Here is an 18,436-nt window from a genome sequence, read left to right on the forward strand (position 1 = left end):
TGTTTAACCGCAAAATATATTATACAAGTGCAGGGGCTACCTGTGGTCGTCTTTATTATAGAAGCGGAAACAGGCGACCACAGGTAGCCCCTACATATCTTTAGGTCGCCCCTGCATATCTTTCTATCTATACTATATTATTTATACTATATAATATAATGAAGAAAGACTAGGTTACCCTAGTCCTCTTTTATTATTGGCTTCATTGTTGGAAATAAAATAATATCTCTGATTGAAGCTGAATCTGTAAGAAGCATAATTAATCTATCTACCCCTATACCTAGCCCACCTGTAGGAGGTAGTCCTACCTCCAATGCATTGATAAAGTCCTCATCCATTGGATGTGCTTCCTCATCTCCAGATTCTCTTTGTTTTAGCTGCTCTTCAAACCTTTGTTTTTGGTCAATAGGATCATTTAGCTCTGAAAAAGCATTCGCTATTTCCCATGTATTTGCAAAAGCCTCAAACCTATTTGTAATAAGTGGATTATCTGGATTCCTTTTGGCCAGAGGAGAAACCTCCACAGGATGATGCAATACAAATGTTGGCTGCATTAGGTCCTTTTCACAAAACTCTTCAAAGGCCAAGTTCACTAGATGTCCTCTTGTCATATTGTCTTTAACCTCTAAATGCAATTGACTCTTAGCAATTTTTCTAGCCTCTTCATCACTTTCAACAGCATAGAAATCAACACTGGTTTTTTCTTTTACTAAGTCATGCATAGAAACTCTCTTCCAAGGTGGTTTAAAATCTATTTCTGTTCCCTGATAATTTACTAAAGTAGTTCCATTTACTTTCTCTGCACAGTATGCCACTAGATTTTCTGTTATTTCCATCATAGACTCATAGTCTTCATAGGCTGCATAAAGTTCTATATTAGTAAATTCAGGGTTGTGTTTTATAGAAATTCCTTCATTTCTAAACATCTTCCCCATTTCATAAACTTTATCGAATCCACCTACGATGAGCCGCTTAAGATAAAGTTCATTTGCGATTCTAAGCTGCATATCTAAGTCTAATGTGTTGTGATGGGTTAAAAATGGTCTTGCTGCCGCACCCCCAGCAACGGTTGTTAATATAGGTGTCTCTACCTCTAGATAACCCCTATCATCTAAAAAGTTTCTTATTGCCTTAATGATTTTATTTCTCTTTAAAAAAGTTTCCTTAACATCTGGGTTGACGATTAAATCTACATATCTTTGTCTATATCTTAAATCTGGGTCCTTTAGACCATGCCACTTGTCTGGTAAAATCTGTAGTGATTTTGATACTAGGTATACTTCAGATGCCTTTACAGATATTTCACCCTTTTGAGTTTTGAATATATCCCCTTTGATTTCAATGATATCTCCGATATCATACTCAACAAATAAACTATAAGCTTCTTCACCAATAGCATCTTCTCTTACATAAGCTTGAATACGACCTTCTTTATCTTGTATATTTATAAAGCCTGCTTTACCATGACCTCTTTTAGCCATAAGTCTTCCTGCAATCGTTACCCTCTGTCCCTCTAGTGCATCGAAATTTTCCTTTATTTGTTGACTATAATGTGTTATATCTACCTTTTCTACCTTAAAAGGATCTTTTCCTATATTCTTTAAGTGATCTAATTTTTCTCTTCTTATTTTCAATAGTTCGCTTAAACTTTTTTCTTCTTCGTGGTTACTTGTCATTTGTTTACCCACCCTCCCGTAATACGTAGTCCTTTGTATCATTTTAATGCTTATCCGTCTATCTCACCTTTTTCTATTTTTAACACTTTATACGTTGTTACGCCATCAGGAATTTGCACCTCTACAGTATCTCCTATTTTCTTACCTAAAAGGGCTCTTCCTACAGGAGACTCATTAGATATTTTTAATTCATATGGGTCTGCTTCAGCAGAACCAACAATCGTGTACTCTACGATTTCATCAAATTCTATATCTTCTACTTGCACAGTAGTCCCTATGCTAACCTGGTCTAAGTTGATGTCATCTTCATCAATTACCCTTGCTTTTTTCAACATGCCCTCTAGCTTCATAATTCTTTCTTCCATTTGTGCTTGTTCATTTTTTGCTTCATCATATTCAGAGTTCTCGCTTATATCTCCAAAAGCGATGGCTTGTTTAATACGTTCTGCCACTTCTTTTCTTCTAACAGTTTTTAAGTGCTCTAGCTCATCCTCTATTTTTTTTAGCCCTTTAAGGGTTAAAACAACCTCTTTATCTACCATAACTCTCTCTCCTTTTTTTATGTAAGATATTTATTTATCTGATTTATATTAAAAATTTCACTACCTTCCTAGTCCTATAGATAGGTACCTATCCATATCACAAAGGAATAGTAAATGTGTATGATATATTTTGATAATATATGTCCTTATGTCTAATTTATTCTTAATTGTATAGTGGTAATTTTATCCTTATAACATCACAATAGCACTGCCTTTTTACAGTGCTTTCCAATTAATATATTGTAGTTATTATAAGCCAGCAATTTTTAATTGTCAAGCCAAAACAAAGGTCAAATTAAACATTGGATTGAGGTTGTAGGTATTCTATCCGCGGTTTAAAGTTGCTAGCTTCAATAACGTCCTCATAAGTTCTATATTTCCCCTCCTGTATCATTGCCGCCATCATGGCCTCCATAACGTTTGTACCAAAAGACCTCTCACCTAATTGTGGGGTAGTAGTCACTAAAAGATATGCACCTCTTTCCTTGAGTTCTAAGGCATCCTCTTTGGTAATGGTATTGGTAATTACTATTTTTCCCTTCATAGATTGAGGCATATATCGCTTTATATAATGAAAGTCCCCAGCAATGATATCTGCTATATCGTAGTATTTAGTTACCTTGCTTCTTGTATTTTTGTTTTGTTTATTCCCAGTGGGATACAACATCTTAAAGGGCAGCCTACAGATTATAGGTGCAAGCCACTGGGCGATTTTTTGTATGTGCTGCAAAGAAGATATCGGTAGATCCATACCTAAAGCAAATAAAAGATCTCCCAAAATCAATTTGCCTTTATACGCATCGATAGCTTGCGCCATCCCAAAACGATCTAGTGCACAGGTAATTAAAGTTGTTTTCCTTTTGAAATTTATAATACCTGTTTCCCCTAAGTGCCGAATCACTCTAGGTTCTAGGCTATTTTTCAGACCTGAACCATCTACTATAGGGGTCAATCTTGCCGCCTTTTTCAGGGCTAGTGCCTCTCTGATTATATATCTATTCTCTCCAGCCCATAAATATAAATCAATACCTCCCATTCCTAATGCCGCTACTCTTCCATCCAATTCCTCAATCAGCGCTATAGCCTTTTTTATACTACCGTCAGTGCCAATTCTCTCTATAGAAAATTTTTCTCCCAACAGTTCTACTTCTACACAATGATCCCGTTTAGAACTCCCTATGCTAATACTGACGATTCGCTTCATAAATCCTCTACCTCCTTAAAAAGCTCTCAGCAAGTAACGCAATATAAATGTGCACCCTTAAATTTTAATATACTAAAGGTTACATTTGCAGCCCACGGTTTTGGGCGAAAGAATAGACGATGTACATTAAAATCGTTAGCGCTAACTTAAACCATAATTTATCATCCTTCGTTATTCCAAGATCCTTCGCTGCCCTCAGGATGACAAATTGCGTTAAGTTAACGCCTAGTTTAACTTTTAGAAGCATACATCTATAAGCGTACTTGTATTATTAACCTTTAACATAGGGTTATACGATTTTTTTACACTTTCTCAGAAGAAAATGTATTTAAATATTGGAGAAGAATGTTTTCCATTTCGTTTATGGACTGGACAACGTTGATCATTCGTCGTACTTCAGCAGCGTTTTTGAAACCTTTTAGATACCATGCAATATGTTTACGCATTTCTCTTACTGCCACATATTCTCCTTTGTACCTAATAACCAAAGCCATATGTCTTTGTATTGTGTCAATTACCTGCTTTATTGTAGGCTTTGGTAATATCTCCTGTGTCTTTATGTAATGATAGATTCGATGAAATAAGAAAGGATTTCCCTGGGCACCTCTACCTATCATAATACCGTCACATTTAGTTTGATCTAATAAATTCATAGCATCCTCGACGGTAAATACATCTCCATTTCCAATCACAGGAATTTTCACCGCTTCCTTTACTTGTCGAATAATCTCCCAATCTGCTCTTCCAGTATAAAACTGTTCACGGGTTCTACCGTGCACTGCCACCGCCTTAGCCCCCCCATCCTCTATCCTCTTTGCCATCTCTACAGCATTGACATTTTCGCTGTCCCAACCCTTTCTAATTTTTACCGTCACTGGCTTTACAGACTCCTTAACAACCGCCTGGATCACTTCTTGAGCCAATTTAGGATTTTTCATAAGAGCACTGCCATCTCCGTTTTTTATAATCTTAGGTGTGGGACAACCCATATTGATATCTAAAATAACATTTTCTCTATCATTAAGATAATAAGCAGCTTTGGCCATAACATCTGGTTCAGAACCAAAAATTTGTAAAGCTACAGGCTTTTCATTTTCCTCAATCTTTAATAATTCTTCTGTATTTTTATCACCATAATAAAGACCTTTTGCACTTACCATTTCTGTGTAAACCATGCCACAACCCATTTCTCGGCAAATTAAACGAAAAGGTAAATCTGTTACTCCTGCCATAGGAGCTAGGAATACATTGTTTTCTAAAATGTTTTCTCCTATCTTCATTGTTCTCACCACTTTCATCTTCATCTTTTTTATAGCTTTCCTATAAAAGCTGTTTCATATAAGTAAAATAGAGCCTAAAGGCTCTATTTTACTTTTGTTATTCGATCTTCTCTATTTCTTTCATAAATAATTCTTAGTCCTTCTAAGGTCAAAAACTTATCTACTATATTAATGTATTTAGTTTCACTAGCAATCAGGGTGGATAATCCACCTGTAGCGATTACTCTTGTGCTATGTCCCTTAAGTTCTCTATTCATTTTCTTGATGATATATTCCACCAGACCTACATATCCGTAAATAATACCTGATTGCATACTATTTACAGTATTTTTACAAATCACTTTTCCTGGTTTTATTAGTTCCACCCTAGGAAGCTTAGCGGCTCTTTGGAACAGTGCCTCACTGGAAATTTTTATTCCTGGAGCAATCGTCCCGCCCAAGTACTCACCTTTTGCAGATATAGCACAAAAAGTAGTTGCCGTACCAAAGTCCACGATAATCAAGGGACCACCGTATTTTTCATAAGCGGCTACTGCATTTACAATTCGGTCTGCTCCCACCTGTTTAGGATTATCATACTTAATGTCCATCCCGGTTTTTACGCCAGGCCCTACTATTAACGGCTCAATATTAAATATCTTTCTGATGGAATGTTCTAAGGAATACATGATATTAGGCACTACAGAAGATACAATCACATCCTCAACCTCTTGAGGATTTCTTCCGCTATATTGAAACAACTGATGAATTAAAATACCATATTCATCTGAAGACTTATCTTTATCAGTAGAAATTCGCCAAGAGTCTATCAACACATCATCCCTATATAGTCCTAATACAATATTTGTATTACCCACATCAAAAACTAAAATCATTTGTTCACCTTCTTAAAGTTTATGGACTAACTTGTTTTAATAAAGTTTTTCATCGCCTTCACTACAGCATATATAATAAAGGATGAAACCACTACCTCCGCAGTACCATTGATAGCTGCTATACTTAGTACAGCTTCTAGTGGCAAATATCCTCTTAAATAAATCATCCCCATAACACCTAATGTATTGGTAGCTGTACCTACTACTGCTGGCACAATAGCATTCCTAGATAGTTTGTAGGTATAATAACTCATGATACCAATCAACAATCTAGGCAAGATGGCTACAAGAGGATCTGCAAAAAATGGTGTTGTCGCCCTTAAAAAACTACTAACGCCAAAAATCATCCCTACAAAAGTTCCTACCATAGGTCCCCCTAAGATCGCTCCGATAATGACTGGTATGTGCATTGTTGTAGCGTTGATTCCTAAAAAAGGAATAGGGATGTACCCAATAGGCGTCATGCTTAGGGCTACAGAAAACCCTCCTAACATTCCTGCGACTGCCATTTTTTTGGTAGAAATTCTGTTTTTACTGCCTTTTAACTCTTTACTGCAAATTGACATAAAAACACCTCCGTTCCAGCTCTTTACGATGCCGGACATTTTAAATTATTAAAACCTATTGATTTAATTGTATAACGGTCCAACTCTGCATAGATATTAGCCGTTTTACTGTACCATTTTATCAATTTCTTTTTTATAGTTCAACCTTTTTTTATAGATGTGTGTTCCTAAATTTTAATATACTAAGGGCTACATTTGCAGCCCAGGACTTTGGATCGAAACTGTAGCCCGTGTATATTAAAATTTAACTTTAGAAGTACACATCTATATAGACACACTTAAGTAAAATTAAAATACAGAAGCGTACATTTTTTATATATATCTTATATATATCCATTTTCAGATCGTATAGATATTTCCCCCGATATTAGCATTTCTTGTCTGCCGTCCTCTAGTTGTACTTTTAATAGTCCTTCATCGTTAATTTCCAATACCTTTCCCTTTATTTCTTCCTCTCCTTTTATAATCCTAATAGTTTTTCCAAGAACAGCAGAATAAAGTCTTATGATTTCTAAGGTTTTCTCTAAAGTACCTTGACATATATAATGTTGATAAAGTTCCTCAAATGTTTTCAATATACAGAGAATCAAGGTTTTACGATCTATCTTTTTACCCTTTTGTATGGTTAAAGAAGTGGCAATACCCTGAAACTCTTCTGGGAATTCTTGGTTGTTCACATTGATTCCCATACCTACTATCAAGTAGTCAATCTTATGTAACTCTCCAGCCATTTCTGTTAGAATACCACAAACCTTCTTTCCACCAACAACAATATCATTCGGCCACTTGATATAAGCCTCTACATCAGTTATCTCTCTTATTGCCTTGCATACTGAGGCTGCTGCTATCTGAGTCATTTTCATACCTTCAGTGGGAGGAATAGATGGTTTTAAGACTATAGACATCCATATACCTTCTCCTTTAGGAGAACTCCAGTTTCTACCTAATCTTCCTCTCCCTACTGTTTGTTCTTCACTAATGACTACAGTACCATGAACGGCATCTTTTGCAATTTTTTTGCAGTAATTATTGGTAGAATCTATACTGTCAAAACAAAGAATTTCCTGTCCTATCTCTTCTGTTTCTAGATGTTCTTTCAATGCTTCCTTTATTAACTTTTCAGTAGTTTCTACTAGTCTATAGCCTTTCTTATGAGTGGTTTCTATAGTATAACCTTGCTTTTTCAAGTTATTCATATGTTTCCAAATGGCAGTTCGAGACACTTGAAACTTTTCACTAAGTTCTTCCCCAGAAACATATTTACCCTGATGGGTATAAAGTTCCTTTAATATTTTCTCCTTCAAGTCTTGCACCTACCTTTTTTTAATGTATGTCAAAACCTATATTATACCTCCGCTGCGCTACAGAGACAGTTCCTCAGGTACATAAAAAACATACGTACCAGACGAACAATCCCCACGACTCCGCTTATAGCTATGGGGCTCTAAATTTTATATTAAAATCATTAGCGCTAACTTAATCCATAATTTATCATCCTGAGCGGAGCAAAGCGGAGTCGAAGGATCTTAGTGTTAGTAAAATGACAGTTCGAGAGAATTTATGATATTTAAATTTAATTTTACAAGAACACATCTATATTGTAACACAAAAGAGGATGTACTGAACACATCCTCTTTATACAGCTTCTTGTATTATTTTTACTTTAGAATAAAGACAACAGCACACCCGCTGCTACAGCGGAGCCTATGACTCCTGCAACATTAGGTCCCATTGCATGCATCAGCAGAAAATTACCGGGATTTTCTTTTTGTCCAACAACTTGTGAAACCCTAGCTGCCATCGGCACCGCCGATACACCTGCTGAGCCGATTAGAGGGTTAATAGCATCTCCCCCCATAAACTTATTCATTACTTTTCCTAAAAGCACACCGCCTGCCGTTCCTACAGCAAAGGCAACAACCCCTAGTACAATAATTTGTATAGTTCCCCACTGCAAAAAGTACTCTGCCTGTGCTGTAGCCCCTACACCCAGACCTAGTAAAATTGTTACGATATTAATCAGTTCATTTTGTGCCGTTTTAGAAAGACGCTCTGTCACCCCTGATTCTCTCAGTAAATTTCCAAACATCAGCATACCCACTAATGGTGTAGCAGATGGTAATAATATACACACTACTATGGTAACCATTATAGGAAAAAGGACTTTTTCTAGCTTAGATACATTCCTCAATTGTTTCATTTTAATCATACGCTCTTTTTTGGTTGTAAGTGCCTTCATAATCGGAGGCTGAATAATAGGAACCAAAGCCATATACGAATAAGCCGCTACCGCAATAGGTCCCAGCAGATGGGGTGCTAGTTGTGATGTTAAGAAAATAGCCGTAGGACCGTCTGCTCCACCTATAATAGCGATAGACCCTGCTTCCTGGCTGGTAAAACCCATCATAATTGCACCAACAAAAGTAAAAAATATACCAAACTGTGCTGCCGCTCCTAAAAATAAACTTTTAGGATTCGCTATTAGGGGCCCAAAATCCGTCATAGCACCAACACCTAAAAAAATCAGTGGTGGAAAAATTCCTAACTTGATCCCTTGGTAAAAGTAATACAATAGCCCCCCAGGCGTCCTTCCATCTCCCACCTCCATAACACCGCTAAGAGGAAAATTCGTCATCAACATCCCGAAGGCAATAGGTACCAAAAGCAATGGTTCGAATTTTTTTCCAATAGCTAAGTACAGCAATATGCAGGCTACAAAAATCATGATCAACTGCTGCCAAGTAAAACTGGGAAAAGCAGTCGTAGTCCAAAGCTTAAATAACACTTCCTTCATGTGTGCATCTCCTTTCAATCCAGTTTCATACTTCTATTCTAGAGATATTAGCAGTTCATTATTAGCTACAGATGCACCTTCTGTCACATGAACTCCAGTTACAATACCATCCACCGGAGCATAGATTTCATTTTCCAGCTTCATTGCTTCTAATATAAGCAATACCTCCCCTTCTTTTACTTCCTGACCTTCCTTAACAAAAACTTTTAAAACAATTCCCGGCATTGGCGACTCCACTTTAGCAGCTTGTACAGCCATCGACTTTGCTGACGGCCTAGCAGGAGCAGACTTTACTGCTATAGGGGGCGTCTGTATCTTTGGAGTTGCAACATTATCTTTTATTTCTTCAACTTCTACTTCATAACTCACACCATTAACGATTATATGAAACTTTCTCATCATATAGTTCCTCCTTGTTCTATCACCTTGTCAGTTATTCTTTAGCCAAAATACTATTGTATTCTATTCATTAGCGTTAACTTAAACCATCATTTGTCATCCCTCGTTATTCCAAGATCCTTCGCTACCCTCAGGATGACAGTTCGAGAGAATTTTGGTAATAATCGTGTTAAGTTAACGCCTATTGTATTCTTTGACTTGCTGCATACGCCCCAGTTTCCCCCAAACCGGTGTTGTATCAGGTATCCTTGTAATGTTTTTAACAATAATATTATCGGTAGGCGTGTTTAAACTAGCAGCAACAGCAGCAGTAATTACAGCTACCAATTCAGTATCATCCACCGATACTTCTTCTAACACTTCCTCTACTTCAGCAATGGGCTGGGGTTGAATAACCTTTTTTTTAACTTTTTTTCTATCTAAAAGCTTCTCCATTAGATGAATAGCTAAGAACAGCAGAAAAAGAACAGCAAAAACAATACTTATACCTAATAAAGCTACCTGTACACTTCCAAGAACTTTCTCTCCGGCTGACATATTTCTTAAGTCTGAAGCCATCTTCATTCTTTCTATTAATTCCATCGTAGATCACCTCTTTTAAGTTGCCTTTTGTTATAATGGTATATTTCCATGCTTTTTAGGCGGTCTTGTTTCACGTTTGCTAGCCAACATATTCAAAGCATCAATTAATCTAGGACGAGTAGCCGAAGGTTCGATTACATCATCTACATATCCTCTTTCGGCTGCTTGATAAGGTGTAGCAAATTCTTTTTTATAATTTTCTATCATTTCTGCCCTAGCAGTTTGAGGGTCTTCTGCATCAGCAATTTCTTTTTTAAAGATAATATTTGCTGCCCCTTCTGGTCCCATAACAGCAATTTCTGCCGTTGGCCATGCCAGCACAATATCCGCCCCTAGTTCTTTGTTACACATTGCAATATAAGCACCGCCGTAAGCTTTTCTTAAAATAAGCGTAATCTTAGGAACAGTAGCCTCACTATAAACATAAAGCATTTTTGCCCCATGCCGTATAATGCCACCGTATTCCTGACTTGTACCAGGTAAAAATCCTGGCACATCTACAAAGTTTACAACCGGTATATTAAAAGCATCACAAGTACGAATAAATCTTCCTGCCTTATCAGAAGCATCAATATCCAAACAGCCTGCCAACACCTTCGGTTGGTTAGCAATAACACCAACCGACTGACCATTTAATCTAATAAAACCAGTAATTATATTAGCAGCAAAGTAAGGTTGTACTTCAAAAAAGTTCCCTTCATCTGCTACCTGCCCAATAATCTGTTTCATATCATAAGGCTTATTGGGGTTCTCTGGAATGATTTCATCTAGTTCTGTAATAACTTTGTTTATGTCATCTTCTGTTGCCAAAACCGGTGGTACATCCATATTATTGGATGGCAGAAAAGCAAGCAACCTTCTTATCTCACTAATACAGTCTGCATCAGTAGGAGAAATAAAGTGCGCTACCCCACTGATAGAATTATGGGTCGTGGCACCACCTAAAACTTCTGCACTCACCTCTTCACCTGTTACAGTCTTAATTACTTGGGGTCCTGTAATAAACATTTGGCTAGTTTTATCCACCATAAAAATAAAATCAGCAATGGCTGGTGAGTATACTGCTCCACCTGCACAAGGTCCCATAATAGCAGTGATTTGCGGTATCACGCCTGAAGAAATCGTATTCCGATAAAAAATGTGTCCATACCCCGAAAGAGCATCTACCCCCTCCTGAATTCTAGCACCACCAGAATCGTTCATTCCTATAATAGGGGCTCCCATTTTTAGTGCCATATCCTGTAAATTTACAATTTTCTGTGCATGCATCTGTCCTAAGGATCCACCTATTACAGTGAAATCCTGGGCATATGCATAGACGAGCCTACCCTCCACCATGCCATATCCTGTCACCACACCTTCCCCCGGTGTTTCTATCTTATTCATGCCAAAGCTTGTACATGTGTGTTTAACAAAAGCGTTTATTTCCACAAAAGTTCCTTCATCAAATAATAGATGAATTCTCTCTCTTGCAGTTAATTTTCCCTTTTCATGTTGACTATCAATTTTCTTTTTTCCTCCACCTAACTGAATTTTTTCTTTCCGTTGGCGAAGGTCCTCTAGTTTATCTAAAGTCATAATTACCTCCCAATGAAATTACTTATCAAAGCTATGCCGCTTTCATTATACCATAGCCTACTAAATTTTGTCACCTTTCACAAAATTCTACCAATATATCTTCCTATTTTTTCCAACATCTTTTATCTTCATTCAACATCTCTTAAAACAACGTCTTGTTTTACCACTATAGCTATATAGATAGATCACAGGATATATAAATAAAAGAAACCTGAATCTATAGATTCAGGTTTCTTTTATTTATCTTCCTCGTTAAGGTGATCTTCTTTATTTAAATTAATTTTATTCGCCTCAATCGCTTTTAGTTCCTTCACTTTTCTTTCAATGTCTTCTACTGTATCCTCTTCTCCAATAACTAATTCGCCAGTGAAAACTTTTTTATACATATCAGCATCTAAGGTTTCCACCTTCAATAAAGCCTTCGCTATAATATGCAACTTATCCATATTTTTTCTTAGCAGCGTTTCTGCCGTAGCATAACCTTCATCAACGATTCGTTTAATTTCATGATCCACTTCCGAAGCTACTTCTTCTGAGTAATTACGCTTGGAGGTAAAATCTTTACCTAAGAAAACTTCATCGTCACCACCACCTAAAGCCATAGGTCCAATTTTATCACTCATACCATACTTTGTTACCATTGCCCTAGCAATATCCGATACTCTTTGAAGGTCGTTTTGTGCACCTGTACTAATATCATTTAATACAAGTTTTTCTGCTATTCTACCACCCAGCAGATGAACAATATGCTCTTCCATTTCTGTTTTTGTAGCATAATACTTATCTTCCTTTGGGAGAATCATAGTAAATCCACCAGCTCTTCCTCTAGGAATAATTGTTACCTGATGTACTGGATCAGTATTTGGCAACAGCGTAGCTACCACCGCATGACCAGCTTCATGGTATGCTGTTAACTTTCTTTCCTTTTCACTAATAACGCGACTTTTCTTTTCTACCCCAGCAATCACTTTAGTAATCGCTTCCTCGATTGTCGCCATTTTGATTTTCTTTTCATTTTTTCTTGCAGTTAATAGCGCTGCCTCATTCATTAGATTTTCAATATCAGCAGGAGTGAATCCTGGTGTTCTTCTTGCTAACACCTTTAAATCTACATCCTTATCTAAAGGCTTGCTTCTCGAATGAACTTTCAAGATGGCCTCTCGTCCTTTTATATCTGGAGCACCTACCATTACCTGTCGATCGAATCTTCCTGGTCTAAGAAGTGCAGGATCTAATATATCTGGTCTATTGGTGGCGGCAACAATAATAATACCTTCATTGATGCCAAAACCATCCATTTCAACTAGCAATTGGTTTAGAGTTTGCTCTCTTTCATCATGCCCTCCTCCTAAACCAGCACCTCTTTTTCTACCTACCGCATCAATCTCGTCAATGAATATGATACAAGGGGAACTTTTCTTCGCTTGCTCAAACAAGTCTCTTACACGGGATGCACCAACACCCACAAACATTTCCACAAAGTCAGAACCACTTATACTAAAGAAGGGAACGCCGGCTTCTCCCGCCACAGCTTTTGTCAAGTAGGTTTTCCCTGTACCAGGAGGACCTACCATCAAAATTCCCTTTGGAATTCTTGCTCCTAATTCTATATATTTTCTAGGATTTTTAAGGAAATCCACTAACTCTTGAAGCTCTTCTTTTTCTTCATCTAATCCTGCTACATCGTCAAAAGTAGTCTTATGTTTATCATCATCTTTATGCAGTTTTGCCCTGCTCTTGCCAAAGGACATAACACGATTACCGCCGCCTTGAGACTGTTGCATGAATACAAACCAGAAAACAACAAAGATAAGTATCATAAAGATGGAAGGTAATAACTCAATAAACCACGGTGTTCCTGGTGGATGCGCTCCTGTAACCCTTAAATCTCCTTGCTCCACCATACGTTCCTCTATGATTTCAGTAAACCTCTCTTCGCTGAATACAGTGGGAATAAAGGAGGTGAAATAAACAATCTGGTTATTTCTTATCATAGTTCCTTCTATAGAACGGTCCACTATATGAATCTCTCTAACATTGCCATCGACAATTTCTTTATATAATCTTGAAAAGTCTATGTCTTCCGTTTGCTGAGGGGCTCGTGCAAATTGTTGTACTAGAATCAACAATATAATAAAAATCAATATATAAAAGCTCGCTCCTCGGAAAAATCTCCTCAATCAAAGTCCTCCTCTCATGACTACCATTTTACGTTACATTTAAATATTTTACCACACTATCCATTTAAAAACAACACAAGGAAAAAACAGTTCTTAATAATTATTATTCTTTTAAGACTTTTTTATATTCCACCATTAATACGCTAGAAGTTTCTTCAGTAACCTTGTACTTCTCGCTGATTCTGTAGCCTACCACCCACATGATTTCTTCTCCATCACACACAAGAGGTATTTCATTGCGTTTATCTCTATCTATTTTATAATCAATAAAAAAATCCTTTAACTTCTTACTACCTGTCAAACCTAGAGGCCAAAAACGATCCCCCTCCCTGCGATTTCTTACATTTAAACCTTCCTTTACTTTATCATAATCAAAACACTTGATATATTTATCCCTACTAATTCCTTTCATATCCTCTCGCATAACTACTTGTGTAAGAATTTCTCCCTTTATTTCTTCAATACGTAAATGGTCCTTTTCTAATAAGTTGTAGTAAAAATTCGCTTCTTCTTCAGTTTTAGTAGTAAAAATGATTTTATTATAACTAGTCTTTACTAAAATCCCCATAGGCAACAAAATCTTTTTACCCGTTTCATTTTTTTGCATCAAATCAATAATACTTTGGATATGTTTATATTCTAAACTTTCTTTTTTCCCTACTAGGTTTTCTGATGCTAGTCGGAAGATTCTAGATTGTAAAGAAGCATGTAATTTATTTATACCTTCTACAGATAGTTCTAAACATCCTTGCACTTCCCCAAGCATTACTTGCTCATAGGCAGCTCTAGCAGCCTCCTCCATAAATTCATTATCCTTTTTTAAGATCTCCGCAGTTTTTGCTAAGCCTTCTATAATATTAGGATTATAATGTTCTTCTAAATAAGGAATCAACTCCAAACGTATTTTATTACGATGATAGATAGGTTCTAAATTTGTTTCATCTATTCTTGGAGATAGTTGATGCTCTAGACAGTAGGATTCAATTTCCTTACGACTAACATTTAGCAATGGTCGAACAATTTTTCCTCTTTCATGATGAATAGCTGTTAAACCTTGAATACCTGTTCCTCTTAATAACCTCATTAATACTGTTTCTGCTTGATCATTTTGATTGTGGGCAACTGCAATTTTTGTAGCTCCCACCCCTTCTGCAATTTCTTCAAAAAATTCATAGCGCAGCACACGTCCTGCCTCTTCTGCTGATAGTCCCTGCTCCTTCGCGTATTTAGGCACATCCATACTTTTTATAAAACTCAAAATTTTTAACTCTTCACAAAAGTTTTCTACATATTGAGCGTCCATTTGTGCTTCAATGCCTCTAAAGTTGTGGTTTAAGTGAGCAGCATAGATCTGTACTTCAAATTCTTCTCTTAAATGATGTAAAATATGTAACAAAGCTATGGAATCTGGCCCCCCAGAAACAGCTACAATAATTTTGTCCCCTATATCAATGAGATTATATTTTTTTATCGTTTTCTTTACTTTATTCAACATATCTCTTCATCCCTCGTTTATCTCGATTATCATAATTTTTGAGCTTTATCTAAATCCAAAGCCCTTTCCTGATACATTTCTTTTTAATTATATGCCATACGCTGCAAGTTTTAAGTCAAAAAAATAAAAATTATTGTTATCATAAAAAAAAACATACTAAATCCTAATAAGAAATTAATTTTTCTATCCTTTAATAATAACATTTTTTTTCTTTGATTTTCCCTCTCCGCAACATATATTTTTTCTAATTTCTCTATAAAATAACTCAAAGGTTTTTTACTGTATAAGAAGCCTTCTTCAATATACCCTTCAAGGGTTTTTCCTAAACTTAGTTTTTTGAAACTTTTAATCACATCATCTATATTCTGTTTTGCTGGATGAATATTTTCCTTCAATAGGAGATTTGCAAACAACATCATCACCGTAAAAATATCGTAGGAATCCTCCGCCTTCCGATCTCCGCATCTCCAACTGGCACGATCATATACAGGCGTAAACTCTTTGATATTTTCACCGATCTTCACTACACCTCCTAAATCAATGAACTTTAATTGTTTTTTATTTTTGTCCAACATAATATTTTCCAGTTTCAGATCTCCAACGATATATTCTTCGCTATGGAAGCTATGGATTCCTCTTAAAATAATAAGAATAATAGATATTATTATATTTTTATCCAGCTTATTTTTTTCACAGTACTCCTTTAAGTTTTTCCCCTCAATATACTCCAATATAATATAGTAATACACTTCTCCTTCAATCTGCCAATCATCAATGTCGTGAGCATTAACAATCATATCAACTTTATGAAATTTTTTCAATAAGGCATACTCTCTATTAATAGAAAAGTTATCTTTACTGATTTTTAGCGCATAATTTTTCTTATCCTCTATATTTTCTACTAAATATACAGCAGCAACCCCTCCTTCACCCAATTTTTTTTCACTCTATACTTATTTTTTTTCCATTTTCCCTCTAAAATACTAGAGAGTTCTAATTGAGGTACTCCCATTTGATCACCTATTTATCAAATTTTCAAAACCTACATCTATATAGTATGAAAGGGAGAATTTTTCTCCCTCTTAACCCATAGTTTCTTCTAGTTGTAATATTTCTTCTCCTAAACTTTCACCATGATAATTTTCTATAAGCTCTATAGCATATCGCAGGGCTGGAGCTGTAGGCGTTGTGCCTCTTGGCTGAATCTGGTAAAGTCTCTTTTCTAGATCCTTTTCTGTATCATCAAAGTTATGAATAACTTTGTAATCCTCCCCTACATTTCCGGGATAAGTAATCAGGGCTATATCACATTTTCCTTTTCTTCCTTTAAATGAGTCCATTAAATCTAAAATACTATGCCTTGCCATCATCATCTTATTTGCCATACTGCCACTGGTATCCATTAAGATACAACATTGCAGCGTCACTTCATCTGCAAAAGAATCAATATATTGTAGGATTTTACTGCGGGATTCCGGCGGCATATCGTGTAAATCTTGTCCAATCATTTCCTTTAACTGCTTATTTACAGTTTCCTGCAGGGTTCTATTTACTGTTTTATAGGTTACACTTTGCATTGTTTGATAAAGTTGATCAACATAGGTATATTCATGGATACCGCCTCCCGCCTCTGCTATATAAATAATTTCTTCTAAAGGCTTCTCTTCTTTTTGATTTTGATCTATAATGCCTACTGTATTAACAATAATATTCTTTTGAAAAGCCTCCTTCGCAACGAAAATAGGGTTTCCCCCTACATTTGATTGTCCATCCGTAACAATAATAATCTGTTTTATAACCGCTTGCTTGTTATCCATAATTTACCTCCCTTGTTTCTTGAAAGTATTGCCATAGAGAGGTTTTCTATACAGAAAAAGCATAGGGAAGATCCCTACGCTTTTTTACTTCTTTCATGTCTTTCTAAGTTTTGTGGTTCTAATGCTATTTTATTACCCTGCAATAGTCCTGCTATACCATGAAGCTTCTGTTGTTTTTCATTTAGACATACATCACAGCTACAGCTATCTTCATAGGCAGCGGGTTCTGTATAAGTAGTGATTACTCCCTCATAATTCCTCAAAATAATTTTATTATGGGATTGAGATAGTACATAATTGGGCATCACAGGGATTTTTCCCCCACCCCCAGGAGCATCTACAACAAAACGTGGAACAGCATAGCCAGATATATGACCCCTTAAGGCTTCTATAATTTCAATCCCCTTTCCTACGCTTGTTCTAAAATGTTCAATCCCCATAGAAAGATCACACTGATAAATATAATAGGGTCGGACTCTATTTTTTACTAATCCTTGTATCAAATCCCTCATAACATGAACACAATCATTAATACCTCGTAGTAATACTGACTGATTCCCCAAGGGAATTCCTCCATCAGCCAACAGCCGCAGTGCTTCTCTTGCCTCTTCTGTTAGTTCTTTAGGATGATTAAAGTGAGTATTCAACCAAATAGGATGATATTTCTTAAGCATATTTACTAGCTCTGGTGTAATTCTCTGAGGCATCACCACCGGTGTTCTGCTGCCTAATCGAATCACTTCCACATGAGGTATGCCCCTGAGTCTGCTAATAATATACTCCAGCTTTTCATCAGAAACCAGGAGACTATCTCCACCAGATAACAAAACATCTCTTACTTGAGGGGTTTTACGAATATATTCAACAGCCTTATCAATCTGACTAAGAGAAACCTCAGTATCCCCTTGCCCTGCAAACCTTCTTCTAGTGCAGTGTCTACAGTACATAGCACACATATCTGTAATAAGAAGAAGTACACGATCTGGATATCTATGGGTCAAGCCCGGTACAGGAGAATCCCCATCTTCGTGTAATGGATCCTCCATATCAGCACTGCCCTTTATTAATTCCATACTCCTCGGCACTGCCTGTTTCCTAACAGGACAGTTAGCGTCTCTTTCATCCATTAAAGCCGCATAGTACGGCGTAATCCCCATCCTTAAGGTCTCAAGACATTTTAATATTCCTTCTTCTTCCTCTTTTGTTACGTGAATCACTTGCTTTAAGTCTTCTAAAGTAGTTATCCTATTTTTTACCTGCCACTGCCAATCCTTCCATTCATCCTCTGTGACATCTTTCCATCTAGCTATTTCCTTAAAATAACGCATTTACTTCCACCCCTTTTTTAAAAACCTAATTTTCTAGGTAATAAAACAAAATAATTGCCAAATACTTGGCAATTATTTTGTTTTATTATTATAAACTTTATCTATTCTCATTATATATTA

At 36.4% G+C, this 18,436-nt stretch carries 16 protein-coding genes; all 16 read right to left on the reverse strand.

Features of this window, described 5'->3' with window-relative positions:
- Positions 1 to 179: 179 nt before the first annotated feature.
- The 16 genes from lysS to kamA all read right to left on the reverse strand — a co-directional run bounded on the left by lysS (position 180) and on the right by kamA (position 18,316).
- The gene (gene lysS, locus CACET_RS17870) at positions 180 to 1,676 is read right to left on the reverse strand and encodes a lysine--tRNA ligase (protein WP_044826365.1); all 1,497 of its coding nucleotides are present in this window, start codon (positions 1,674 to 1,676) and stop codon (positions 180 to 182) included.
- A gap of 50 nt (positions 1,677 to 1,726) precedes the next feature.
- A complete protein-coding gene (gene greA, locus CACET_RS17875; RefSeq protein WP_044826366.1) occupies positions 1,727 to 2,218 on the reverse strand; it encodes a transcription elongation factor GreA in 492 nt (163 codons plus the stop codon).
- A 295-nt stretch (positions 2,219 to 2,513) separates the two neighbouring features.
- On the reverse strand, positions 2,514 to 3,422 hold the full coding sequence (locus CACET_RS17880) for a hypothetical protein (protein ID WP_044826367.1): 909 nt from the start codon (positions 3,420 to 3,422) through the stop codon (positions 2,514 to 2,516).
- A 302-nt stretch (positions 3,423 to 3,724) separates the two neighbouring features.
- A complete protein-coding gene (gene dusB / locus CACET_RS17885) occupies positions 3,725 to 4,702 on the reverse strand; it encodes a tRNA dihydrouridine synthase DusB (protein WP_044826368.1) in 978 nt (325 codons plus the stop codon).
- 83 nt (positions 4,703 to 4,785) lie between these two features.
- Positions 4,786 to 5,577, reverse strand: coding sequence for a type III pantothenate kinase (locus CACET_RS17890; RefSeq protein WP_044826369.1), 792 nt, complete (start codon positions 5,575 to 5,577; stop codon positions 4,786 to 4,788).
- 26 nt (positions 5,578 to 5,603) lie between these two features.
- A complete protein-coding gene (locus CACET_RS17895) occupies positions 5,604 to 6,143 on the reverse strand; it encodes an ECF transporter S component (protein WP_044826370.1) in 540 nt (179 codons plus the stop codon).
- A gap of 323 nt (positions 6,144 to 6,466) precedes the next feature.
- Entirely contained in the window at positions 6,467 to 7,447 is a 981-nt protein-coding gene (locus CACET_RS17900; RefSeq protein WP_044826371.1) for a biotin--[acetyl-CoA-carboxylase] ligase, read from the reverse strand.
- Positions 7,448 to 7,806: 359 nt separating this feature from the next.
- Positions 7,807 to 8,937, reverse strand: a complete 1,131-nt coding sequence (locus CACET_RS17905; protein ID WP_044826372.1) for a sodium ion-translocating decarboxylase subunit beta — start codon at positions 8,935 to 8,937, stop codon at positions 7,807 to 7,809.
- Between the two features lie 33 nt (positions 8,938 to 8,970).
- Complete coding sequence (locus tag CACET_RS17910) at positions 8,971 to 9,336, reverse strand: biotin/lipoyl-containing protein (protein ID WP_044826384.1); 366 nt, start codon at positions 9,334 to 9,336, stop codon at positions 8,971 to 8,973.
- Positions 9,337 to 9,510: 174 nt separating this feature from the next.
- On the reverse strand, positions 9,511 to 9,918 hold the full coding sequence (locus CACET_RS19680; RefSeq protein WP_052661584.1) for an OadG family protein: 408 nt from the start codon (positions 9,916 to 9,918) through the stop codon (positions 9,511 to 9,513).
- 30 nt (positions 9,919 to 9,948) lie between these two features.
- A complete protein-coding gene (locus CACET_RS17920; protein WP_044826373.1) occupies positions 9,949 to 11,496 on the reverse strand; it encodes an acyl-CoA carboxylase subunit beta in 1,548 nt (515 codons plus the stop codon).
- A 236-nt stretch (positions 11,497 to 11,732) separates the two neighbouring features.
- Complete coding sequence (gene ftsH, locus CACET_RS17925; RefSeq protein ID WP_048407553.1) at positions 11,733 to 13,676, reverse strand: ATP-dependent zinc metalloprotease FtsH; 1,944 nt, start codon at positions 13,674 to 13,676, stop codon at positions 11,733 to 11,735.
- A gap of 103 nt (positions 13,677 to 13,779) precedes the next feature.
- Entirely contained in the window at positions 13,780 to 15,171 is a 1,392-nt protein-coding gene (gene tilS, locus CACET_RS17930) for a tRNA lysidine(34) synthetase TilS (protein WP_044826375.1), read from the reverse strand.
- 110 nt (positions 15,172 to 15,281) lie between these two features.
- Entirely contained in the window at positions 15,282 to 16,106 is an 825-nt protein-coding gene (locus CACET_RS17935; RefSeq protein WP_048407554.1) for a protein kinase domain-containing protein, read from the reverse strand.
- 147 nt (positions 16,107 to 16,253) lie between these two features.
- The gene (locus tag CACET_RS17940) at positions 16,254 to 16,988 is read right to left on the reverse strand and encodes a vWA domain-containing protein (protein WP_044826376.1); all 735 of its coding nucleotides are present in this window, start codon (positions 16,986 to 16,988) and stop codon (positions 16,254 to 16,256) included.
- 74 nt (positions 16,989 to 17,062) lie between these two features.
- On the reverse strand, positions 17,063 to 18,316 hold the full coding sequence (gene kamA, locus CACET_RS17945) for a lysine 2,3-aminomutase (protein ID WP_044826377.1): 1,254 nt from the start codon (positions 18,314 to 18,316) through the stop codon (positions 17,063 to 17,065).
- Positions 18,317 to 18,436 lie beyond the last annotated feature (120 nt).

Origin of the sequence: Clostridium aceticum (genome assembly GCF_001042715.1) — a bacterium.
Classification (GTDB): domain Bacteria; phylum Bacillota; class Clostridia; order Peptostreptococcales; family Natronincolaceae; genus Andreesenella; species Andreesenella acetica.